Source organism: Mycobacterium sp. NGS59 (genome assembly GCF_059812345.1).
Genome location: NZ_JCALCN010000003.1, coordinates 92562 through 115187 on the forward strand (window position 1 = coordinate 92562; position 22626 = coordinate 115187).

General features: G+C 68.3%; 20 protein-coding genes. 11 read left to right on the top strand and 9 right to left on the bottom strand.

The window, feature by feature from the left end; translation table 11 throughout:
- Positions 1-96: 96 nt before the first annotated feature.
- Positions 97-516 carry a cytochrome c oxidase subunit 4 gene (locus AC5Y46_RS05560; RefSeq protein WP_499945737.1) on the bottom strand — a complete coding sequence of 140 codons (420 nt, stop codon included), beginning with the start codon at positions 514-516 and terminating at the stop codon, positions 97-99.
- An 8-nt stretch (positions 517-524) separates the two neighbouring features.
- Positions 525-1613, bottom strand: a complete 1089-nt coding sequence (gene ctaC / locus AC5Y46_RS05565; protein WP_499945736.1) for an aa3-type cytochrome oxidase subunit II — start codon at positions 1611-1613, stop codon at positions 525-527.
- A 191-nt stretch (positions 1614-1804) separates the two neighbouring features.
- Here ctaC and asnB point away from each other — a divergent pair, with 191 nt between their 5' ends.
- Complete coding sequence (gene asnB / locus AC5Y46_RS05570; RefSeq protein ID WP_499945734.1) at positions 1805-3787, top strand: asparagine synthase (glutamine-hydrolyzing); 1983 nt, start codon at positions 1805-1807, stop codon at positions 3785-3787.
- A gap of 73 nt (positions 3788-3860) precedes the next feature.
- Here asnB and AC5Y46_RS05575 read toward each other — a convergent pair whose 3' ends face one another.
- Entirely contained in the window at positions 3861-4835 is a 975-nt protein-coding gene (locus AC5Y46_RS05575; protein ID WP_499945733.1) for a carbohydrate kinase family protein, read from the bottom strand.
- Positions 4836-5014: 179 nt separating this feature from the next.
- On the opposite strand from AC5Y46_RS05575, the gene AC5Y46_RS05580 reads away from it, so the two are divergent.
- Positions 5015-5671, top strand: a complete 657-nt coding sequence (locus tag AC5Y46_RS05580) for an Rv0361 family membrane protein (protein ID WP_499945731.1) — start codon at positions 5015-5017, stop codon at positions 5669-5671.
- Between the two features lies 1 nt (position 5672).
- Here AC5Y46_RS05580 and AC5Y46_RS05585 read toward each other — a convergent pair whose 3' ends face one another.
- Together AC5Y46_RS05585 and AC5Y46_RS05590 are read right to left on the bottom strand one after the other, a co-directional pair.
- The gene (locus AC5Y46_RS05585; protein WP_499945730.1) at positions 5673-6029 is read right to left on the bottom strand and encodes a HesB/IscA family protein; all 357 of its coding nucleotides are present in this window, start codon (positions 6027-6029) and stop codon (positions 5673-5675) included.
- A gap of 91 nt (positions 6030-6120) precedes the next feature.
- Positions 6121-7197, bottom strand: coding sequence for a glycerate kinase family protein (locus tag AC5Y46_RS05590; protein WP_499945758.1), 1077 nt, complete (start codon positions 7195-7197; stop codon positions 6121-6123).
- A gap of 157 nt (positions 7198-7354) precedes the next feature.
- Between AC5Y46_RS05590 and AC5Y46_RS05595 the strand changes: the two genes are divergently transcribed.
- From AC5Y46_RS05595 to AC5Y46_RS05610, 4 genes are read left to right on the top strand one after another with little or no spacing between them, the layout of a single operon-like run.
- On the top strand, positions 7355-8056 hold the full coding sequence (locus AC5Y46_RS05595) for a DUF3043 domain-containing protein (RefSeq protein WP_499945729.1): 702 nt from the start codon (positions 7355-7357) through the stop codon (positions 8054-8056).
- A 6-nt stretch (positions 8057-8062) separates the two neighbouring features.
- Positions 8063-8593 carry a bifunctional adenosylcobinamide kinase/adenosylcobinamide-phosphate guanylyltransferase gene (locus AC5Y46_RS05600; protein WP_499990313.1) on the top strand — a complete coding sequence of 177 codons (531 nt, stop codon included), beginning with the start codon at positions 8063-8065 and terminating at the stop codon, positions 8591-8593.
- On the top strand, positions 8590-9636 hold the full coding sequence (gene cobT / locus AC5Y46_RS05605; protein ID WP_499945726.1) for a nicotinate-nucleotide--dimethylbenzimidazole phosphoribosyltransferase: 1047 nt from the start codon (positions 8590-8592) through the stop codon (positions 9634-9636). Before AC5Y46_RS05600 ends, cobT begins: the two co-directional genes overlap by 4 nt.
- Complete coding sequence (locus AC5Y46_RS05610; RefSeq protein ID WP_499945725.1) at positions 9633-10364, top strand: adenosylcobinamide-GDP ribazoletransferase; 732 nt, start codon at positions 9633-9635, stop codon at positions 10362-10364. Before cobT ends, AC5Y46_RS05610 begins: the two co-directional genes overlap by 4 nt.
- A gap of 64 nt (positions 10365-10428) precedes the next feature.
- Here AC5Y46_RS05610 and AC5Y46_RS05615 read toward each other — a convergent pair whose 3' ends face one another.
- Together AC5Y46_RS05615 and gcvT are read right to left on the bottom strand one after the other, a co-directional pair.
- Positions 10429-11535 (bottom strand): branched-chain amino acid aminotransferase, encoded by a 1107-nt coding sequence (locus AC5Y46_RS05615; protein WP_499945724.1) that lies wholly within the window; start codon positions 11533-11535, stop codon positions 10429-10431.
- Between the two features lie 55 nt (positions 11536-11590).
- Complete coding sequence (gcvT, locus tag AC5Y46_RS05620; protein WP_499945722.1) at positions 11591-12694, bottom strand: glycine cleavage system aminomethyltransferase GcvT; 1104 nt, start codon at positions 12692-12694, stop codon at positions 11591-11593.
- 14 nt (positions 12695-12708) lie between these two features.
- Here gcvT and AC5Y46_RS05625 point away from each other — a divergent pair, with 14 nt between their 5' ends.
- Together AC5Y46_RS05625 and AC5Y46_RS05630 are read left to right on the top strand one after the other, a co-directional pair.
- Entirely contained in the window at positions 12709-13839 is a 1131-nt protein-coding gene (locus AC5Y46_RS05625) for an adenylate/guanylate cyclase domain-containing protein (protein ID WP_499945721.1), read from the top strand.
- A gap of 25 nt (positions 13840-13864) precedes the next feature.
- The gene (locus AC5Y46_RS05630; RefSeq protein ID WP_499990316.1) at positions 13865-15409 is read left to right on the top strand and encodes a leucyl aminopeptidase; all 1545 of its coding nucleotides are present in this window, start codon (positions 13865-13867) and stop codon (positions 15407-15409) included.
- A gap of 106 nt (positions 15410-15515) precedes the next feature.
- Here the strand turns inward: AC5Y46_RS05630 and AC5Y46_RS05635 are convergent, their stop codons facing one another.
- Entirely contained in the window at positions 15516-17102 is a 1587-nt protein-coding gene (locus AC5Y46_RS05635) for a phytoene desaturase family protein (protein ID WP_499990317.1), read from the bottom strand.
- A 260-nt stretch (positions 17103-17362) separates the two neighbouring features.
- Here AC5Y46_RS05635 and AC5Y46_RS05640 point away from each other — a divergent pair, with 260 nt between their 5' ends.
- The gene (locus tag AC5Y46_RS05640; protein ID WP_499990319.1) at positions 17363-17713 is read left to right on the top strand and encodes an aminopeptidase; all 351 of its coding nucleotides are present in this window, start codon (positions 17363-17365) and stop codon (positions 17711-17713) included.
- On the opposite strand, the gene AC5Y46_RS05645 is transcribed toward AC5Y46_RS05640, so the two are convergent.
- A complete protein-coding gene (locus AC5Y46_RS05645) occupies positions 17710-19494 on the bottom strand; it encodes an SDR family oxidoreductase (RefSeq protein WP_499990321.1) in 1785 nt (594 codons plus the stop codon). The two genes, AC5Y46_RS05640 and AC5Y46_RS05645, sit on opposite strands and share 4 nt — an antisense overlap.
- Positions 19495-19717: 223 nt before the next feature.
- On the opposite strand from AC5Y46_RS05645, the gene sucB reads away from it, so the two are divergent.
- Complete coding sequence (gene sucB, locus AC5Y46_RS05650) at positions 19718-21646, top strand: 2-oxoglutarate dehydrogenase, E2 component, dihydrolipoamide succinyltransferase (protein WP_499990324.1); 1929 nt, start codon at positions 19718-19720, stop codon at positions 21644-21646.
- Between the two features lie 15 nt (positions 21647-21661).
- On the top strand, positions 21662-22573 hold the full coding sequence (locus AC5Y46_RS05655) for a TIGR01777 family oxidoreductase (RefSeq protein WP_499990328.1): 912 nt from the start codon (positions 21662-21664) through the stop codon (positions 22571-22573).
- Positions 22574-22626 lie beyond the last annotated feature (53 nt).

Below are 22626 nucleotides of genomic sequence, written 5' to 3' on the forward strand. Positions count from 1 at the left end.
TGCCTCGGAAACCCTACCCAACCGGTTGGGACACAGCCGCCGCGGCAAACTGGCACCGATCAACTGATGCCCTGATTGTGACCTTCTGGGCAGCGCTCAGTGCTTTTCGGGACCAACGTAGTACTCGAAGACCAGTCCGGCTACCGAGGCGAGGATGAACACCACGCCCGCGACGATCAGCCAGGGCAACCACAAGGCCATTCCGGTGGCCGTGACGGACCCGGACAGCGCGATCATGATCGGCCACCAGCTGTGCGGGCTGAAGAAACCCAATTCCCCTGCCCCGTCGCTGATCTCGGCGCCCTCGTAGTCCTCGGGCCGGGTGTCCAGACGACGCGCGACGAACCGGAAGAAGGTGGCGACGATCAACGCCAGCCCGCCCGTCAGCGCCAACGCGGTCGTACCGGCCCACTCCACACCGCCGACGGCGAAGATGGCGGTCAGCACTCCGTAGAGGATCGTCACCACCACGAAGAACGCGGCGACGAACTCGAACAGCCTGGCTTCGATGTGCATGAGTTGTCCTAACCTCTTGGGCTCGGGGCCAATTCGCCGCGGCGGGTGTCGAACGGACGGGTCTTGATCGCCAGCGGCGGCTGGTTGATCGCCTGCAGAGCCTCGGCGTTGGTCTTACCGGCGATGCGCTGCTGCAGGAAGGCCACGAAGTCGTTGGGCTCGACCACGCGGATCTCGAAGTTCATCATCGCGTGGTAGGTGCCGCACATCTCCGCGCAGTGACCGACGAACGCGCCGGTCCGGACGATCTCGTCGACCTGGAACCGGTTGACGCTGTTGTTCGCGACCGGGTTGGGCATCACGTCGCGCTTGAACAGGAACTCCGGCACCCACCAGGCGTGGATCACATCGGCCGAAGCCTGTTGGAATTCGATGCGCTTGTGGGCCGGCAGCACCAGGACCGGGATCTCGGTGCTGGTCCCCAGGATCTCGACCTTGTCGAAGTTCAGATAGGTGCGGTCCTCGGTGTTGAGTCCGTGGACCGGTCCGACGAGCTCCTCACCGTGCCTGTCCTTACCCTCCGGTTTGGACGTCATCGCCCGCTTCTTCGCCTCGTCGAGACCGTCGTACTTGAAGGTCTTGTCCTTGAAGTTGACGCTCTGGTAGCCGAACTTCCAGTTCCACTGGAAACCGGTGATGTCGATCACGACCTCGGGGTCGTCGGCCAGGTGGGTCATCTTCTCCTGCACCACAACCGTGAAGTAGAACAGCACCGAGATGATCAGGAACGGCGTGACGGTGAGCACCAGCTCCAACGGCATGTTGTAGCCGAACTGCCGAGGTAGCTCGGTGTCGGTCTTCTTGTGCCGGTGGAAGGCCGAAGCCCAGAAGATCAGGCCCCACACGATGATCCCGACGACGAAAGAAGCGATCACCGCGCCGATCCACAGTTGCCTGTTGGCGTGGGCCTGGGGGGTGATGCCCTCGGGCCAGCCGAGCGCCAGCGCGTCCTGCCAGGTGCAGCCACTGAGGGTGAACGCCAGCAGACCCAGAGTCGCGACCAGCAACACCGGACGCAGACGGCGGGCCAAACCGCCAGCGCGTCCAGAACTGCACTGCGACAGGCTTTGCGAACGGTCGAGCCCGCGACGTGTCACGTTGGCGCCTCCTGTATCACAAGCTGGGCCGACCGGCCTGTCAGCCGACTCGGCTCACTCGGATGTCGAATACTACGCAGCGTAGACCACGCCCACCCGGCAGGCGACTGCCTGGTCACCCCGACCCGCCGGACGGGGCCCGGGCAGCGGCATCGCGCAGGTATCGGCCGCGTGCGGCATACTGGGGCGCCGTGTGTGGACTGCTGGCCTTCGTCGCCGCTCCGGCCGGTCAACCAGGCGCTACGGGTGCGGCTGACCCGGCGCACATCGACCGGGCCGACGACGCGATCGGCGGCGCATCGCACCTGATGCGGCACCGCGGTCCGGACGAATCCGGCACCTGGGCGGACCCGGACGCCGACGGTTCGGTGATCTTCGGGTTCAACCGGCTGTCCATCATCGACATCGCCCATTCCCATCAGCCACTGCGCTGGGGGCCGCCGGACGCGCCGGGTCGCTACGTGCTGGTCTTCAACGGCGAGATCTACAACTACCTGGAACTGCGTGAGGAACTGCGCGCGGAACACGGCGACGTATTCACCACCGACGGCGACGGGGAGGCGATCGTCGCCGGATTCCACTTCTGGGGCGCCGAGGTGCTCACCCGCCTGCGCGGCATGTTCGCGTTCGCCCTGTGGGACACCGTCACCCGGGAGCTGTTCTGCGCCCGCGACCCGTTCGGCATCAAACCGCTGTTCATGGCGACCGGCACCGGCGGCACCGCGGTGGCCAGCGAGAAGAAGTGCTTACTGGACCTGGCGGAATTGGTCGGCTTCGACGCTGCGGGTTCTGGGATCGACGAGCGCGCGGTGCAGCACTACACCGTGCTGCAGTACGTGCCGGAGCCCGAGACGCTGCACCGTGGGGTGCGCCGGCTCGAATCGGGTTGCTATGCCGTCATCCGCCCCGGCGCCGAACCGGACGTCACCCGCTACTTCGCGCCGCGCTTCGGGGCGGTGCCGATCACGTCGGACACCGAGCAGGCCCGCTACGACGAGATCACCGCGGTGCTCGAGGATTCGGTGGCCAAGCACATGCGCGCCGACGTCACGGTCGGGTCGTTCCTGTCCGGCGGCATCGACTCCACGGCAATCGCGGCGCTGGCGATCCGGCACAACCCGCGGCTGATCACCTTCACCACCGGTTTCGAGCGCGAGGGCTTCTCCGAACTCGACGTGGCGGTGGCTTCGGCGGAGGCGATCGGCGCGCGGCACATCGCCAAGGTGGTCAGCGCCGAGGAGTTCGTCGGTGCGTTGCCCGAAATCGTCTGGTACCTCGACGAGCCGGTCGCCGACCCGGCGTTGGTCCCGCTGTTCTTCGTCGCCCGCGAGGCCCGCAAACACGTCAAGGTGGTGTTGTCCGGGGAGGGCGCCGACGAGCTGTTCGGTGGTTACACGATCTATCGGGAACCGTTGTCGCTCAAGCCTTTCGACTATCTGCCCCGGCCGCTGCGTAGGTCCATGGGCCGGGTGTCCAAGCCGCTGCCGGAAGGCATGCGCGGCAAGAGCCTGTTGCACCGTGGCTCGTTGACCCTCGAAGAGCGCTACTACGGCAACGCCCGCAGCTTCTCCGACGCGCAGTTGCGCGACGTGCTGCCCGGATTTCGGGCGGAGTGGACCCACACCGACGTCACCGCCCCGATCTATGCCGAGTCGGTCGGCTGGGATCCGGTGGCCCGGATGCAGCACCTCGACCTGTTCACCTGGCTGCGCGGCGACATCCTGGTCAAGGCCGACAAGATGACGATGGCCAACTCGCTGGAGTTGCGGGTGCCGTTCCTGGATCCCGAGGTGTTCGCCGTCGCGTCGCGGCTGCCCTATCAGGCCAAGATCACCCGCACCACCACCAAGTACGCGTTGCGGCGCGCGCTGGATCCGATCGTGCCCGCGCACGTGCTGCACCGGCCCAAATTGGGCTTTCCGGTGCCCATCCGGCACTGGCTGCGCGCCGGTGAACTGCTGGAATGGGCCTACGAGATGGTCGAGTCGTCGCAGGCCGGCCACCTGATCGACGTCGCCGCGGTGCGTCGCATGCTCGACGAGCACCGTCTCGGCGCCGCCGACCACAGCCGACGACTGTGGACGCTGCTGATCTTCATGCTGTGGCACGCGATCTTCGTCGAGCACAGCGTGGTGCCCCAGATCAGCGAACCGGTCTACCCGGTCGAGCTCTGAGCGCGAACAGACACAAAAGCACCCATTTTCGGCGAGAAATGGGCGCTTTTGCGTCTCCTCGCGGGGTAACGACTCAGGCGAGCACCGCGGCGATCTCGGAGGCCGCCTCGTCGCCGAAAGCGCTGGTCAGCCTCGCGGCCGCGATCGACCGGTCCCACTCCCAGTTCTGGGTTCCGGTCGATTCCAGTACCAGCACCGCGACCAGCGAACCGAGCTGCGCCGACCGTTCCAGGCTCAGTCCCGCACTGCGGCCGGTCAGGAACCCGGCGCGGAAGGCGTCGCCGACGCCGGTGGGGTCGGTGCGGCTGGTCTCGGGCACCACCCCGACGTGCAGCGACGTGCCGTCGCGTTCGACGATGTCGACACCCTTGGCGCCCAGCGTCGTCACCCGCAGATCGACCTGCGCCATCACGTCGGCCTCCGACCAACCGGTCTTGGACAGCAGCAGATCCCATTCGTAGTCGTTGGTGAACAGGATCGCTGCACCGTCGATGAGCTGCTTGATCTCCTCGCCCGAGAGCCGGGCCAGCTGCTGCGACGGGTCCGCGGCGAACGCCAGCCCCAGCTTGCGGCACTCGTCGGTGTGCACGACCATCGCCGCCGGGTCGTTGGCGCCGATGATCACCAACTCGGGGGTGCCGATGCTCTGCACCACCTCGGCCAGCTTGATGTCGCGGGCCTCCGACATCGCTCCGGGGTAGAACGACGCGATCTGGGCCATCTCGGTGTCGGTGGTGCAGACGAACCGCGCGGTGTGGGCGGTGTTGGAGATGAGCACGTTGTCGCAGTTCACGCCGTGCGACTGCAGCCAGTCCCGGTAGTCGGCGAAGTCGTTGCCGGCCGCACCGACCAGCGCGGCGCTGCCCCCGAGCACGCCGATGGCGAAGGCGATGTTTCCGGCCACTCCCCCGCGATGCACCACCAGGTCGTCGACCAGGAAGCTCAGCGACACCTTGCTCAGGTGTTCTGGCAGCAACTGCTCGGAAAACCGACCGGGAAACCGCATCAAATGGTCGGTGGCAATGGAACCGGTTACCGCGATGGTCACTAAATCTCCGCCCTTCGTTTCTAAGGTCGTCTAGCCTCTCATGAACGCCGGCCGGACAACCAACGCTGCTGCCCGCAGCCGTTGCGCTAGCCTGCCTAGAGAACTCACCCGGTTGCCGGACTCCGGACTCGGACGGCAACCCGCTCATTCCTCTCACCCCACAGCGTAGGAGAACAACGATGGCCGGTCCGCACCCGCCGAACCTCCCGGTCGGCGACCAAGGACCTCAGCAGAGCCAGCCGTACCCCGAGACCGGCCCCAACCAGCCTGAAACCCTCGACTTCCCGCCCGACGGGGGCGGACCGGCGCCTTATCATCCCGGGCCGCCGGCACCGGTCCCCTACCCGGAACGACGGCGTCGCCGGCTACTGCTGGGCATCCTGCTGACGATCGCACTGATAGCGGGCCTGACCACGGCCATCGTCTACGGGGTCCGCACCAACGGGTCCAACACCAGGACCACGTTCTCCGAGGCGTCCGCCAAGTCGGTCATCCAGACCTACCTCAACGCCCTGGCGCACAAAGACACCGACGTCATCGTCCGCAACGCGATGTGCGGCATCTACGACGCGGTCAAGGACAAGCGCTCCGACCAGGCGCTGGCCAAGCTCAGCAGCGACGCGTTCCGCAAGCAGTTCGCCGAGGTGGAAGTCACCTCGATCGACAAGATCGTCTACCTGTCGCAGTACCAGGCTCAGGCGTTGTTCAGCATGAACGCGACACCCAGCACCGGAGGACCGGCGCGCAAAGAGGTGCAAGGCATCGCGCAGCTGCTCTTCCAGCGCGGTCAGATCCTGGTGTGCTCCTACGTGCTGCGCACCGGAGGGCAGTACTAGCTCAGTTGAACGAGTCGCCGCACGCGCACGAACCCGTGGCGTTCGGGTTGTCGATGGTGAAACCCTGCTTCTCGATGGTGTCGACGAAGTCGATCGAGGCGCCCTGCACATAGGGCGCGCTCATCCGGTCCACCGTCAGGGTCACCCCGCCGAACTCAACGGTCAGGTCGCCATCCAGCGTCCGGTCGTCGAAGAACAGGTTGTAACGAAGGCCCGCACACCCGCCCGGCTGCACCGCGATACGCAGCGCCAGGTCGTCGCGTCCCTCCTGATCCAGCAGGGATTTCGCCTTGGCGGCCGCGGCGTCCGTCAGGATCACCCCGTGGGCCGTGGCGGTCGGCTCGTTCTGCACCGTCATTGCTTCTCCTACATGCCTGATATGTCGGGTGGATTCCGCCCGGCTCTCCCGCTCGATGTCCGGGGGACTGTTCGGGTGAAAACCCACTGGTTCAACGGTACCCCGGCGGGCCGCTATTCCCGAGTCGCGCGGCCACCTCGGACGCCAATCCCATCAGTTGATTCGCCGCGTCGGCCAGTGCCAACCGCACCGAACCTGCGTATTCGGACATCGCCAGGGCCGACATGATGCCCGACACGCGGGTGGTGGCCTTGTCCACCGACACCTGCCCGGCCAGCACGATCACCGGTATGCCCAGCGGGCGGGCGGCGGCCGCGATCTCCCCGACGACCTTGCCGTGCAGGGACTGCTCGTCGAAATGCCCCTCGCCGGTGACGATCATGTCGGCGTCTTCGAGGTCGTCGGCGAAATGGGTGAGTTCGGCCACAATGGCCGCCCCGGACTCGCAGCGACCGCCCAGCGCGAGCAGTCCGGCCCCGATACCGCCGGCGGCACCCGCGCCGGGCTCCGCGCTCACGTCGCGTCCGGCGACGGTGTCCAATACCAGCGCCCAGGCCTCCAGCCGTACCTCCAACCTGGCGACGGTCGCCGTGTCGGCCCCCTTCTGGGGGGCGAACACGCGGGCCGCACCCCACGGGCCCAGCAGCGGGTATTCGACGTCCGACGCGGCGATCAGCTCGACACCGGCCAACCGTTTGCGCGCCAGGTCCAGCCCGCCGAGTTCGTCGACCATGCCCTGGCCGCCGTCGGTGCAGGCACTGCCGCCCAAACCGACCACGATCCGCCGGGCGCCGGACTGCAGCGCGGCGGCGATCAGTTGGCCGACGCCCTTGCTGTGGGCGGTCATCGCGGTCTCCGGCGTGGGGGGACCGTCCAGTAGAGCCAGCCCGCAAGCCTGCGCGCATTCCAGATAGGCGGTCGCCGAGCGTTCCTCGAACACCCAGTCGGCGACGACGTCGGTGTCCAACGGGCCACACACCCGCAGTCGACGCAGTCCGCCCATCCGGCTGGTCAATACTTCGACAAAGCCCGGCCCCCCGTCGGATTGCGGGGCGACGATGAACGAGTCGCCCGGACGTGAGCGTGTCCAGCCGGTGGCGATGGCGGCGGCCGCTTCCACCGCGGACAGACTGTCCCCGTAGCAATCGGGGGCCACCAACACCCGCATGGCGGGCAGCTGGAGGCGGCCGGGCCCGAAGTCACCGGCAGCATCATCCGACGCCTGCGAGCCGTTCATTACTGGCAGCGTAGGTCTAACCCGCCCGCCGCCGCAGGCATAACAGGCGCATTCAGCGGGCCGGGCGCGGCGAAGTAACCTGGCGGTCGTGAAGTTGTTGGGCCGCAATAGAGGCTCCGGAAAAAGCGGGGCCGAAGGTGAGGACACGCCGGACTCGACCGAGCAGGAAGCCGGTTCGGCCCAGGCGCCGTCTCGCGCGTCACGCACCACCGGCCCCAAGGGACGGCCGACGCCCAAGCGCGACGAGGCTCGGCGGCAGGGCCGCAAGGGTCCGGTCGCGCCCGCGCCGATGACCGCCGCCGAGGCGCGCGCGCGGCGCAAGTCGCTGGCCGGCCCGAAACTCAGCCGCGAGGAGCGCCGCGCCGAACGGGACGCCCGCCGAGCCCGGATGACCGAGCGTCAGGAACGCATGAAGGCCGGTGAGGAGGCCTACCTGCTGCCGCGCGACCAGGGGCCGGTCCGCCGCTACGTCCGCGACGTGGTGGACGCCCGACGCAACGTGCTCGGCCTGTTCATGCCGTCGGCGCTGTTCCTGTTGGCCGTCATGTTCGCCGTGCCGCAGTTGCAGTACTACATGTCGCCGGCGATGTTGCTGCTGATGGCGTTGATGATGATCGACGGGATCGTGTTGGGCCGCAAGGTCGGCAAGCTGGTCGACGCGAAATTCCCGGACAACACCGAAAGCCATTGGAAGCTCGGTATTTACGCGGCCGGGCGGGCCTCGCAGATGCGGCGCATGCGGATGCCCCGGCCCCAGGTCGAGCGCGGCAGCCGCCCGAAAGCCGACTGACTCCCGGTGCGCACGCTGGTACTCGGCGGCATCAGATCGGGCAAGTCCCGGTGGGCGGAGGAAGCCATCGCCGAAGCACTGGCACCTGGCGAGGCGGTCCGCTATCTGGCGGCGGGTCCGGTCGACGGGTCCGATCCGGAGTGGTCGCGGCGCGTCGCCAACCACCGCGATCGTCGCCCCGCTCATTGGACGACGGTGGAAACCGGCGATCTGGCCGGCGCGTTGCGTCAGTCCCCCACTACTCCGACTCTGGTCGACGACCTGGGTACCTGGTTGACCAGCACCCTGGACCGCCACGGCTGGGACGGCGGATCGGTGAACGCGCCACTCGACGAGTTGCTGTGCGCGGTCGGCACGTTCGCCTCGACACTGGTGCTGGTGAGCCCGGAGGTGGGGTTGACGGTGGTCCCGGCCAGCGCGTCCGGCCGCCGGTTCGCCGACGAGCTGGGCACCCTCAACCAGCGCACCGCGGCGCTGTGTGAGCGGGTGGTGCTGGTGGTGGCCGGACAGGCGCTGACGGTCAAGGCGCCGGTGTGATCGGGTTCGCGCCGGTGTCACCGCCCGACCCGGGCGCCGCGGCGGCCGCCCGCGTCCGCCAGGACACCCTGACCAAGCCGCGGGGCGCGCTGGGACGGTTGGAGGAGCTCTCGGTCTGGGTGGCGTCCTGCCAAGGCGCCTGTCCGCCAAGGCAATTCGAGCGGGCCCGGGTGGTGGTGTTCGCCGGGGATCACGGCGTGGCGCGGTCGGGGGTCTCGGCCTATCCGCCGGAGGTGACCGCCCAGATGGTCTCCAACATCGAAGCCGGCGGGGCCGCCATCAACGCGCTGGCGCAGGTCGCCGGCGCGACCGTGCGGATCGTCGATATGGCGGTGGACTGCGACGACGTGCTGGGCCTGACGAATCAGGTCAGCGACAAGGTGCGCCGCGGCAGCGGCGACATCGCCGTCGAGGACGCCCTGACCCAGCAGGAGGTCGACCGGGCGATCGCGTCCGGTCAGCAGATCGCCGACGACGAGGTGGACGCCGGCGCCGATCTGCTGATCGCGGGCGACATGGGCATCGGCAACACCACCCCGGCCGCGGTGCTGGTGGCGGCGCTGACCAACACCGAGCCGGTCGCGGTGGTGGGCACCGGCACCGGTATCGACGACGCCGCCTGGTCCCGCAAGACCGCGGCCGTGCGCGACGCCCTGTTCCGGGCCCGCTCCGAGGATCCGGTCGGATTGTTGCGCCGTTGCGGCGGTGCGGATTTCGCGGCGATGGCCGGCTTCTGCGCGCAGGCCGCGATCCGGCGCACGCCGGTGCTGCTGGACGGCATGGCGGTGACGGCCGCGGCGCTGGTGGCCGAGCGGTTGGCGCCCGGCGCCCGGCAATGGTGGCAGGCCGGGCACCGGTCCACCGAACCGGGTCACACGCTGGCCCTGACGGCGCTGGAACTGGAGCCGATCCTCGACCTGCGCATGCGGCTGGGTGAGGGTACCGGCGCCGCGGTGGCGTTGACGGTGCTGCGGGCCGCGGTGGCGGCGCTGTCCTCGATGGCGACGTTCACCGACGCGGGAGTCACCGGACCTACATCGTGATCCGTTCGGTGGCAACGGCTTTCGCGTTCGGAACGGTGCTGCCGGTCCCGGGGTCACAGGCCGCGGCAATGGGTCGCGGGGCGATGACGGCGCTACCGGTGGTCGGTGTGGCGCTGGGCGGATTGGCGGCGGCGGTGGCCTGGGCCGGGGCCGCTGCGTTCGGTTCGGCCAGCCCGTTGTCCGGGTGGCTCGCCGTCGGGGTCCTGCTGTTGGCGACGCGGGGCCTGCACGTCGACGGTGTCGCCGACACGGCTGACGGGCTGGGTTGCTACGGCGAGCCGCAGCGTGCGCTCGCGGTGATGCGCGACGGGTCGACGGGGCCGTTCGGGGTGGCGGCGGTGGTCATGGTCATGGGGTTGCAGGGCTTTGCTTTATGCGCGCTGGGCGCGGGAGCGATTGTCCTGGCCGTCTTCGCCGGTCGATGCACCGCGGTGTTGGCGTGCCGGCGCTCGGTGCCCGCGGCCGAGGGCAGCGCGTTGGGTGTGCAGGTCGCGGGCACCCAGCCGGTCTGGGTGGTGCTGGATTGGCTGCTGGTTCTGCTGATCGCCGCGGTCCCGGTGGGGGCGCGGCCCTGGCAGGGGCCGGTGGCGGTGCTGCTGGCGGTCGGGTGCGGGGCGTTGTTCGTCGCGCATTGCGTGCGGCGGTTCGGCGGCATCACCGGTGACGTGCTGGGCGCCGCTATCGAAGTGACCACGACGGTCACCGCGGTGACGCTGGTCGCCTTCTGAGCGCGAGCAGACGCAGAATCGCACGCGGGAGACCCGCGGAATGCGATTCTGCGTCTGCTCGCCCCTAATCGAGCCGCGCCATCCAGCCGTGGGTGTCGGCGAAGGTGCCCCGCTGGATCCCCGTCAACGTGTCGCGCAGGGCCATCGTGACCTCGCCCGGCGTGCCGTCGGCGATGGTGAACTCGTCCTCGCCGTACTTGACCTGCGCCACCGGGGTGATGACGGCGGCGGTGCCGCACGCGAACACCTCGGTGATCTCACCGGACGCTGCCTTCTTCTCCCATTCGTCGACGTCGATCTTGCGTTCCTCGACCGCGAAACCGGCGTCAAGAGCCAACTGCAGCAACGAGTCTCGCGTGATGCCGGGCAGCAGCGAACCCGACAGTTCGGGGGTGACCAGTCGCGCCGAGCCGCCCTTGCCGAGCACGAAGAACAGGTTCATCCCGCCCATCTCCTCGACGTAGCGGCGTTCCACGCCGTCCAGCCACACCACCTGGTCGCAGCCGTGTTCGGCGGCCTCGGCCTGCGCCAGCAACGAGGCGGCGTAGTTGCCGCCGAACTTGGCCGCACCTGTACCGCCCGGGCTGGCCCGCACGTACTCCGTGGAAATCCAGACGGTGACCGGGCTGATGCCGCCCTTGAAGTAGGCGCCGGCGGGTGAAGCGATCAGCAGATAGCGGTACTCCTTGGCCGGGCGCACCCCGAGGCCGGGCTCGGTCGCGATGATGAACGGCCGCAGGTACAGCGCCTCTTCGCCGCCGGCCTTGGGCACCCAGTCGTTGTCGACCGCGATGAGCTGGCACAGCGATTCGATGAAGAACTGTTCGGGCAGTTCCGGGATCGCCAGCCGCCGCGCCGACGAGCGCAACCGGGCGGCGTTGGCGTCGGGCCGGAAGGAGACCACGGAGCCGTCGGTCCAGCGGTAGGCCTTGAGTCCTTCGAACACTTCCTGCGCGTAGTGCAGCACGATCGCCGACGGATCCAGCTCGATCGGGCCGTAGCCGAGCACGCGGGCGTTGTGCCAGCCCCGACCCTCGACGTAGTCGATCGAAACCATGTGGTCGGTGTGGTACCGGCCGAAACCGGGGTCGGCCAGGATCGCCGCCCGCTCGGTCTCGGTGGCCGGGTTGGCCGCGCGCGCAACCGTGAACTCGAGGGGGGCGGCGGTCATGGGGCCGATTGTATAACCGTGCGCCAACGCATTTTCGGCACGCGAATCGCCCCGGCTACCGCGTTTTCAGCTCGACGAACGGTGGCCGCACCACCTCGCAGTCGACCGCTCGGCCGCGGACGTCGACGGTGACCTGGCCGCCGTCCTGCACCCCGGCGTCGGTGTCGATCAGCGCCAGCGCGATGCCGCGCTGCAAGGTCGGCGAGAACGTTCCCGACGTGGTGGTCCCGATCGTCGACCCGCCGTCGAGCACGTTGAGCCCGGGGCGCAGCACGCCGCGGCCGAGCATCTTCAGCCCGCGTAGCAGCCGTCGCGGACCTGCCTGCTTCTCGGCCAGCATCGCGTCGCGGCCGAAGAAGGCGTCCTTCTTCCAGCCGATCGCCCACCCGCACCGCGCCTGCAGCGGCGAGATGTCGGGCGACAGCTCGTGTCCGTGCAGCGGATAGCCCATCTCGGTACGCAGCGTGTCGCGGGCGCCCAGACCCGCCGGCTGGCCACCGGCGTCGGAGACCGCGGCCACCAGGGCGTCGAACACGACCCCCGCGGACTCCCACGGCGGCAGCAGTTCGTAGCCGTGTTCGCCGGTGTATCCGGTGCGGCAAACCCGTACCGGCACACCGGAATACGACGAGTCCGCGTAGCCCATGTAGTCCATGTCGGTCGGCAAACCGAGCGCAGCCAGCACGTCCGAGGACTTCGGTCCCTGCACGGCGAGCACCGCGTAGTCGCGATGCAGGTTGGTGATCGTCAGCTCCGCGGGCGCGGCGGCCTGCAGCGCGTCGACGACGGCGGCGGTGTTCGCGGCGTTGGGTACCAGGAAGATCTCGTCGTCGTCGACGTAATAGGCGATCAGGTCGTCGATGACGCCGCCGGATTCGTTGCAGCACAACGTGTATTGCGCCTTGCCCGGACCGACCCGGGTCAGGTCGTTGGTCAGCGCGGAGTTGACGAACCGCGCCGCGCCGGGACCGCGCACCAGCGCCTTCCCGAGATGGCTGACGTCGAACAAGCCGACCGCGGCACGGGTCGCGTTGTGTTCGCCGACGGTCCCGGCATACGAGACCGGCATCGACCAGCCCCCGAACTCGGCGAAGGTGGCGCCCAGTTCACGATGCCGTTCTTCCAGAGGGCCTTGCTGCAGTTCCCGCGCCTCGCTCACGCTGTCTCACCCTAATGTCTGCCGCTGGTGGCAAACTTGGGCAGGTGTTCGACTGGGATGGCCTGGAAGCCGCCGGAATCGCGAACGCACGCGAGCGCGCCGACCTGATCAAGTATCTGGACGAGCTTGGTTTCACTGTCGAGGAGATGGCCGAAGCTGAGCGGCGCGGGCGCCTGTTCGGGCTGGCCGGGGACGTCCTGGGCTGGTCGGGACGCCCGATCTACACCGTGGCGGCCGCCGCCGAGCAGCTCGGTTTGTCGGCCGGCGAGGTGGCGCATGCCTGGGGGTTGCTGGGGCTGACCATCGCCGGTTCCGACGTGCCCGCCCTGAGCCAAGCCGACGTCGAGGCGCTCCAGACGTGGGTCGCGCTCAAGGGTGTGGTGGGCGAGGACGGCGCGTTCGGGCTGCTGCGGGTGCTGGGCGCCGCGATGGCCCGGCTCGCCGAAGCCGAGTCGACGATGATCCGCCTCGGTGCCCCCGACATCCAGATGACCCACACCCACGACGAGTTCGCCACCGCCCAGGCCTACCGCGCGATCGCCGAGTTCGTGCCGCGGATCGGGGCATTGATCGACATCGTGCACCGTCATCACCTGACCAGTGCTCGCACCCACTTCGAGGGCGTCATCCGTGACACATCGTCAAGCGTGGTGTGCGGCATCGGTTTTGCCGATCTCTCCGGGTTCACCGCGCTCACCCAGGCGCTGACCCCCGCGCAGTTGTCGGAACTGCTCAACGAGTTCGCCGCAGCGGTGTCGGACGTGGTGCACGCCGACGGCGGCCGGGTGGTCAAGTTCATCGGTGACGAAGTGATGTGGGTGTGCGGGTCACCCGAACAGCTCGCCACGGCGGCGCTCGATCTCGTCGGCCATCCCAAGGCACGCGAGGAAGGACTGCAGGTGCGAGCCGGGCTGGCGCACGGCACGGTGCTGGCCATCAACGGCGATTACTTCGGCAACCCGGTGAACCTCGCCGCGCGACTCGTCTCGGCGGCAGCACCGGGACAGATCCTGGTCGATTCGGCGCTGCACGGCGCATTGCCGAAGTGGCGCAGCGCCCCCGTCGGACCCTTGACGCTCAAGGGTTTCGACGCTCCGGTGCCGGCCTACGAACTGCTCGACAACCCGGCGGAGAAGCCAACCTAGGCCGCAGTGACTAGGGTGGTTGCCCGTGGCTACCACCGGTTACCAACCCCCGTCCGTCACCGTCGCGACCGCGCTGCCCAAACGCGGGGCCGGGTCCGCGGTGTTACTGGTCCCGGTCGTCTCGTCCGGTGACGACGAACAGACCGGCGCTCAGGTAGCGGCGGCCGAGACGTTGCTGCCGGCCGAGGCGGTCACCGAGATCGAGGCCGGCCTGCAGGCGCTGGGCGCCACCGGGGGCACCGAGCAGACCCACCGGCTGGTGGTGTCGTCGTTGCCGGTGGCCAGCGTGCTGACCGTCGGCCTGGGCAAGGCCCGCACCGAATGGCCGGCCGACGTGGTGCGCCGCGCGGCCGGTGTGGCCGCGCGTTCACTGGGCAAAGCCGAGGCGGTGATCACGACGCTGGGTGAGCTGCCCGGTCAGGACGTGACGTCGGCGCTGGTCGAGGGTTTGATCCTGGGGGGTTACCGGTTCAGCGCTTTCCGCAGCGCCAAGACGGCGCCGAAAGACCCTGGGCTGCGCAGGATCACCGTGCTGTCTACCGCGAAGGACGCCAAACGGCAAAGCGCGCACGGTGCGGCCGTGGCGGCCGCCGTGGCCACCGCGCGCGACTTCGTCAACACTCCGCCCAGCCATCTGTTTCCTGCCGAATTCGCCAGACGCGCCAAAGAACTCGGCGAATCGGCGGGCCTGGAGGTGGAGATCCTCGACGACAAGCAGCTGAAGAAGGCCGGGTACGGCGGGCTGATCGGTGTCGGTCAGGGTTCCTCGCGCCTGCCGCGGTTGGTGCGGCTGACCCATCGCGGCTCGCGGCTGGCCAAGAACGCCAGACAGGCCAAGAAGGTCGCGCTGGTCGGCAAGGGCGTCACGTTCGACACCGGCGGCATCTCCATCAAGCCGGCCGCTTCGATGCACCACATGACCTCGGACATGGGCGGAGCGGCCGCGGTGATCGCCACCGTGATTCTGGCCGCGCAGCGGGAGCTGCCGATCGACGTCATCGCGACCGTTCCGATGGCCGAGAACATGCCGTCGGCGACCGCGCAGCGGCCCGGGGATGTGCTGACCCAGTACGGCGGCATCACCGTCGAGGTGCAGAACACCGACGCCGAAGGCCGGCTCATCCTGGCCGACGCGATCGTGCGGGCGTGTGAGGACAACCCGGATTATCTGATCGAGACGTCCACGCTGACCGGTGCGCAGACGGTAGCGCTGGGAGCGCGCATTCCCGGGGTGATGGGCAGCGACGACTTCCGGGACCGGGTCGCCGAGATCTCGCAGCGCGTCGGCGAGAACGGCTGGCCGATGCCGCTGCCCGACGAACTCAAGGACGATTTGAAGTCCAACGTGGCCGACCTGTCCAACATCAGCGGGCAGCGGTTCGCCGGGATGCTGGTGGCGGGGGTGTTCCTGCGGGAATTCGTCGCCGACTCGGTGCAATGGGCACACATCGACGTCGCCGGCCCGGCCTACAACACCGGCAGCGCCTGGGGTTACTCACCCAAGGGCGGCACCGGCGTCCCGACCCGCACCATGTTCGCGGTGCTGGAAGACATCTGCGAAAAGGGCTGACGAGCGCCTGTCCCCGCTCTCTACGCGCCGAGCGTCAAGCTGGCGTGGCGCTCGACGACGAATGCCGCGCCAGCGTGACGTTCGGCGACGGCTGCGCGGTAAGGCGTCATTTCGTCAGCAGCGAGATCACCGCACGGCTCAGCTTCCGCCGCGGCCAGCCGGTCAGCCCGTCGGCGGCCAGCGCGGCCTTGGCCGCGTTGCGCCCGCAGGCGCCGTTGACCGAACCGCCCGGCGATGCCGACGCGCTGCCCAGGTAGAGCCGCTCGATCGGCGTCTCGGCCCGGCCCATTCCCGGCGCTGGACGGAAGATCAGCATCTGCTGCAACTGCGACGTCCCGCCGTTGACCGCGCCGCGATACAGGTTCGCGTCACTGGCTTCCAGATCCGAGGGTCGCTGCAGGTGGCGGTGGATCACCCCGGCGCAGAATCCCGGCGCATGTTCCTCGATGACCTGATCCATCGACTCGGCCAGCCGCTCCGCCGACTCATCGTCGTAGATATCCCGCGGCAAATGCGTGTACGCCCAGACACTTTCGGTGCCCTCCGGTGATCTCGTCGGATCCGCCGTCGTGGTCTGACCGAGCAGCATGAACGGACGCTCGGGCACTACCCGCGTGTTCAGGTCCGCCATCCAGCGCACCAACCCGTCGCCGTCGGCGCCCAGATGGACCGTGCCGACGCTGCGCAATTGCTCCGCACGCCAGGGCACGCGGCGGTCCAACGCATAGTTGACCTTGACCACCGGCGGATCCCACTCGAAGTGCTCGAGGTCCTGTAACAGGCTGTCCGGCAACGTGTCCGGTGGCAACATCTGGCAGAACAGTTGCGGCGCAGTCACATCGGCCACCACCGCGCGGCGCGCCCGAACCGTGCGGCCGGACGCCGTCGTCACCCCGACCGCCCGGCCGGCCTGCACCTGGATGCGGGCGACGTTCTGGTTGCACTCGATGCGTGCGCCCGCCGACGATGCGCGCTTGACCAGCGCTGCCGTCAGTTGGCCCGAGCCGCCGACGGGCACCGGCCAGCCGACGTCCTGACCAAGCATCGTCATCAGGAAGCCCATGACGCCGCTGCCCGGGGCGTCGGGTGGGATGTCGGCGTGCATTGCATTGCCCAGCAGCATGATTCGCGGCGCCTCTCCGTCGAACATCCGTTGGGCCATCGAATTGGCCGGCTGGACAAGAAGATTGGCGAGGCGTATCGCTTCGGAAGTGCCGAGCTTGCACAGCAACTGCAGCAGAGCGCCAGTCGGTGGAAACGGTGAGAGCATCGCATTGAGCAGTGGGTCTTTGACCTTGTCCCACAACTCCACTACCCGCAACCAGTTGTCGGCGTCGGCGGGCTCACGACGGCCGAACTCCGCAGCCGTCCGCGCCGGGTCAGGGTAGAGCACGGGCGGGTCGTCGTCCGCGCCGTCGCGCGGGTGCCCCACCACAGCCGGCGCGTACGACCAGCGCAGGCCGTGCTCCTCGAGCCGCAGCTCGGTGATCGCCGGCGACGCCACCGTCATCGGGTAGTAGGAACTGAACAGATCGGTGATGTAACCCGGCGTCAGTTCGGCGCTGCGCACCGCCCCACCCGGTTCGGGTTGAGCCTCCAGCACCAGCACGTCCCAGCCGGCGTCGGCCAACATCGCCGCCGCGACCAAACCGTGGTGTCCGGCCCCGATGACGACGGCGTCGACGGCTTCCATGCCTAGGCGACCTGAGCCGGCTCGAGTCGTTCGGCGAGGGCACCCAGTACGGAGGCCTCGACGTCCCGGTTCGTCGCCAGCTCCTCGGTCAACGTCATCGGCAAGTCCTTTCTTCGTTCGTCGCCTGCCGGATACCCCAACCACGCCGGATTACTGCCCCTCGGGCGTCCCCGACCGAACCGACCCCGCACGCGTTTAGCGGGGGTCGCACGCGGCTAAACATCTTTTCGACGGGAAACCCTGCGCGGGAAGGGCGGATGATGACGGTGCGACGGTTGATAATCGCAGTAAGTGCTGCACTTTTGCTGGCAGGCGTGATCGGCCTGCTTGTCCCGGTGACCGTGTCCAACAGCAACGGCGGAACGATTAGCTGTGGCAATGGAATAGCCAGCGACCTGAGCGGCGCGCGGGCCGCCAACGACAGGAACGGCGCCAACATCCCGATCCTCAACCAGATCATCCCGCACACCGATTTCGTGAGCGCGTGTCAGTCGTCGGTGTCGAGCCGTCGGACGTGGATGATCCCGTTGACGGTGATCGGCATCGCCGGCATCGCCGCTGCGTTCGCCCTTCGGCGCACCGAGGGCGCACCGGTCGGCACGCAGCCTTAGATCACCTTCACGCGTGCGGTGCTGCGCAGTGCCTGCGGCAGCACCCGCGAGACGCCGTAAAGCGCATAGGCCTCGAAGGTGACCGGCCGGATCGGCTTGTTCTTCTTCACCGCGGACAAGATCGCGTTGGCCACCTTGTCCGGACCGTAGCGGCGGATGTCGAACATCTTGTCCAACTGGCCGCGCCGGCCGTCGACCCGCTCGTCGTCGATCCCGACCAGCGTGTCGAACCGGGTCGTAGCGATGATGTTGGTGTCGATCACACCCGGGCAGATGGTGGTCAGCCCGACGTCGGCGGCGTCGAGCTCGGCGCGCAGGCAGTCGGAGAACATGAACGTCGCCGCTTTCGAGGTGCAATACGCGTTCAGCGAGCCGAGCGGTGCGTAGGCGGCCATCGAGGACACGTTGACGATGTGCCCGCCGGTGCCGCGCTCGGCCAGGCGGCGCCCGAAGGCCCGGCAGCCGTTGACCACGCCGCCGAGGTTGACGTCCAGCACCCGGTCGAACTGCTCGGCCGGGGTATGCAGGAACGCCCCGGCCTGCCCGACCCCGGCGTTGTTGACGACGACGTCGGGCAGCCCGTGCTCGGCGCACACCCGCTCGGCGAACGCCTCGACCGCGTCGGCGTCCGACACGTCCAGCACATAGGCGTGCGCGACCCCGCCGCGGTCCGCGACCAGCGCGGCGGTCTCTTTCACGGTGGCCTCGTCGATGTCGCTGATCACGATCTCGGCGCCCTCCCGGGCGAACGCGAGCGCGGTCTCGCGCCCGATGCCGCTGCCGGCGCCGGTGATCGACACCAGCGTGTCGCCGAAGTCGCCGCGCGGACGGCCCACCTGGGCGCGCAGCAGCGCGCGGCTGGTCGGCTTGCCCTCGGCGAGATCGGCGAAGTCCTGCACGGCGGCGGCCATCACCTGTGGGTGCGACATCGGGGAGAAGTGCCCGGCCCGGATGTCGCGGCGCCACAACCGCGGCACCCAGCGAGCGGTCTCGTCGTACCCGTGCGGCCGCACGTACTTGTCGCGCGTGTTGACGATGAGCTGCACCGGTACGTCGACCACATGCACACCGCGGCGGCGGAAGCTGCCGGAATACGAGCGCCAGTAGTTGGCCGGATACACCTTGACCGAATTCGCCGCGTCGCTGGCGATGTTGTCGGAATGACGGATCTGCTCGACCGGGATGTTGTCGACGACGGCGCGGCGTACCGCCGCACTGCGAAACGCCAACCGCAGCAGCAGCGGCGCCAGCACGGGGATCGAGAAGAAGGCCATATAGGTCAGCCGCACGGCCTGGCTGACCGCTTGGGCGAACCTGCGCGGACGCCACGGTTGCCGCAGACTGCCGAAGATGAACTGGATCAGCTGATCGTGCGCCGGGCCGGACACCGAAGTGAAGGTCGCGACCAGGTCGCCCGCGCCGGGCCGGGTCAGGTACTCCCACACCCCGACCGAGCCCCAGTCGTGAGCCAGCACGTGCACCGGTTGGCCGGGACTCAACTGGCCGATGACCGCGGCGAAGTCGTCGGCGAAACGAGCCATCGTGTAGGCCGAGACCGGTTTGGGAGCCGAGGACAATCCGACGCCGCGGTTGTCGTAGCGAATGATCCGGAATCGTTGCGCCAGCAGCGGTACGACCCCGTCCCACAACACGTGCGAGTCCGGCCAGCCGTGTACCAGGACCACCGGCGGCCCTTCCCGATTGCCCTCTTCGTACACGGCGATCCGGGTGCCGTCGGCGCTGTCGACGAACTGTTGTGGTGCGTGTTGTGTTGCCGGCATCGAACCTCCGCCACCTGCGACTTGCTGTCTGTACCAGTGGCCCACCGTAGCAGCGGCGCGGCGCCGGTCGGTGGATCAGTCACGCGCCCTGCATGTGCTGCGACGACCGCACGTGACAGGATGAGTTTTGACATCCACGCGGGTTTCGTACCCGGTGCACGACCATGTGGTAAGCCAGAGGTCGAGCTGTGCCGACCGACGACCGATCGAGGAGTCAACAAAGATGGCCTTCTCCGTTGAGATGCCGGCACTTGGTGAAAGCGTCACCGAGGGAACCGTGACCCGCTGGCTCAAGCAGGAAGGCGACACGGTCGAGCTCGACGAGCCACTGGTCGAGGTCTCGACCGACAAGGTCGACACCGAGATCCCGTCGCCGGCCGCGGGCGTGCTGACCAAGATCATCGCCCAGGAAGACGACACGGTGGAGGTCGGCGGCGAGCTTGCCGTCATCGGTGACTCCGAGGACGACACCGACGGCGACGACAGCGACGACACCGAAGACAGCGGTGACGCCGAAGACAGCGCCGACACCCAAGACGACACCCAAGACGACACCGACGACGGCGGCGACGACGACAGTGCGCCCGCCCAGCAGGAATCGGTTGCCGAAGAGGAAGAACCGGCGCAGGACGACGACGAGTCCGAGCCCGAGCCGGCGAAAGACGAATCGGGTGAGGATTCCGGCGACGGGGATTCGACCCCGGTGTTGATGCCCGAACTCGGCGAGTCGGTCACCGAAGGCACCGTGACGCGCTGGCTGAAGAGCGTCGGCGACTCGGTGCAGGTCGACGATCCGCTGGTGGAGGTGTCCACCGACAAGGTCGACACCGAGATCCCGTCGCCGGTGGCCGGTGTCCTGGTGAGCATCACCGCCGAAGAGGACGACGTCGTTGAGGTCGGCGGTGAGTTGGCGCGCGTCGGCAGCAAGGACTCGGGCTCGAAACCCAAGAAGTCCGAGCCCAAGGAAGAGGCGAAGAAAGAGTCCGAGCCGAAGCAGAAGAAAGAGCCCGAGTCCGAGGAAGACGCCGAGCAAGCGCCCCCGGAAGAGGCCAAAGAAGAAGAAGCCAAGGAAGAGCCGAAAAAAGAGCCCAAAAAGGAACCGAAAAAAGAGCCAGAGGACGAATCCCAAGCGGAACCAAAGGGAAAGGCCAACGAGCCGCTCAAGGCCGAACCCGCGTCGACTCACAAAGAGCCCACCGAATCGGACGGCACCCCGTATGTCACTCCGCTGGTGCGAAAGTTGGCTTCGGAGAACAACATCGACCTGTCCGAGGTGACCGGCACGGGCGTGGGCGGCCGCATCCGCAAACAGGATGTGCTGGCGCTTGCCGAGAAGAAGACAGCGAAGAAAGACGCGCCCGCCGCCGAAGCGCCCGCAGCCGCGCCGGAGAAGAAAGCCCCTGCCGCCGCGACGTCCTCGTTGGCGCACCTGCGCGGCACCACGCAGAAGGCCAGCCGGATCCGTCAGATCACCGCCAAGAAGACCCGCGAATCACTGCAACTCACGGCCCAGCTCACCCAGACCCACGAGGTCGACATGACCAGGATCGTGGCGTTGCGCGCGCGGGCCAAGGCGGCGTTCGCCGAACGCGAGGGCGTGAACCTGACCTATCTGCCGTTCATCGCACGCGCGGTCATCGACGCCCTCAAGGCACACCCCAACGTCAACGCCAGCTACAACGAAGAGAGCAAGGAGATCACCTACTACGACGCCGAGCACCTCGGGTTCGCCGTCGACACCGAGCAGGGGCTGCTCTCCCCCGTCATCCACAACGCCGGCGACCTGTCGCTGGCCGGGCTGGCCCGCGCCATCGCCGACATCGCCTCCCGGGCACGCTCGAACAAACTCAAGCCCGACGAGCTTTCCGGGGGCACGTTCACCATCACCAACATCGGCAGCCAGGGCGCGCTGTTCGACACCCCGATTCTGGTGCCGCCGCAGGCCGCCATGCTGGGCACCGGCGCCATCGTCAAGCGGCCCCGGGTGATCGTCGACGACCTGGGCAACGAGTCGATCGGGGTCCGCTCGATCAGTTATCTGCCGCTGACCTACGATCATCGCCTCATCGACGGTGCCGACGCCGGGCGCTTCCTCACCACCGTCAAGCACCGGCTCGAAGAGGGTGCCTTCGAGGCCGATCTAGGACTGTAGGGAAGCTTCCGTACTGTGGCCAAAGCCGTTGTCGCCATAGCGGGTTCATCTGGATTGATCGGCTCGGCGTTGCGCGCGGCGCTGCGCGCGGCCGACCATGACGTGCTGCGGATCGTGCGGCGCGCGCCGGCCAATTCCGAAGAGCTGCACTGGGATCCAGAGGGCGGCGAGTTCGACCCCGACGCGCTCGTCGACGTCGACGTGGTGGTCAACCTGTGCGGCGTCAACGTCGGCCAGCGGCGGTGGTCGGGAGCGTTCAAGCAGAGCCTGCGGGACAGCCGCATCGCACCGACCGAAGTGCTGGCCGCCGCCGTCGCCGACGCGGGCGTGGGCACCCTGATCAACGCCAGCGCGGTCGGCTACTACGGCGACACCAAGGACCGCGTGGTCGACGAAAACGCCCCGGCCGGAAGGGGATTCCTGGCTCAGCTGTGTGTGGATTGGGAAGCGGCCACGTTGCCGGCCCAGTACGAGGGCACCCGGGTGGTGTTGGCCCGCACCGGCGTGGTGGTCGCTCCGTCGGGCGGCGCGCTGCGGATGATGCGTCCGGTGTTCTCGATCGGTCTGGGCGCCCGGCTCGGCAGCGGCCGGCAGTACATGTCCTGGATCAGCCTTGAAGACCAGGTGCGCGCGCTGCTGTTCGCCATCTCGCACCCCACGTTGTCCGGTCCGGTCAACATGACCGGGCCCGCGCCGGTCACCAACGCCGAGTTCACCACCGCGTTCGGGCGCGCGATGAACCGCCCGACTCCGTTGGTGCTGCCCGGCTTCGCGGTGCGCGCGGCCCTCGGTGAATTCGCCGACGAGGGACTGCTCACCGGTCAGCGGGCCATTCCGACGGCCTTGGAGCGGGCGGGTTTTCAGTTTCACCACAACACGATCGGTGAGGCGCTGCATTACGCCACCGCCCGCCGCGACGGGGATTAGCGCGCGTCTGAGCAAGCTTCGGCGGGGCTTTCTCGCAACATGCCAGGAAACTT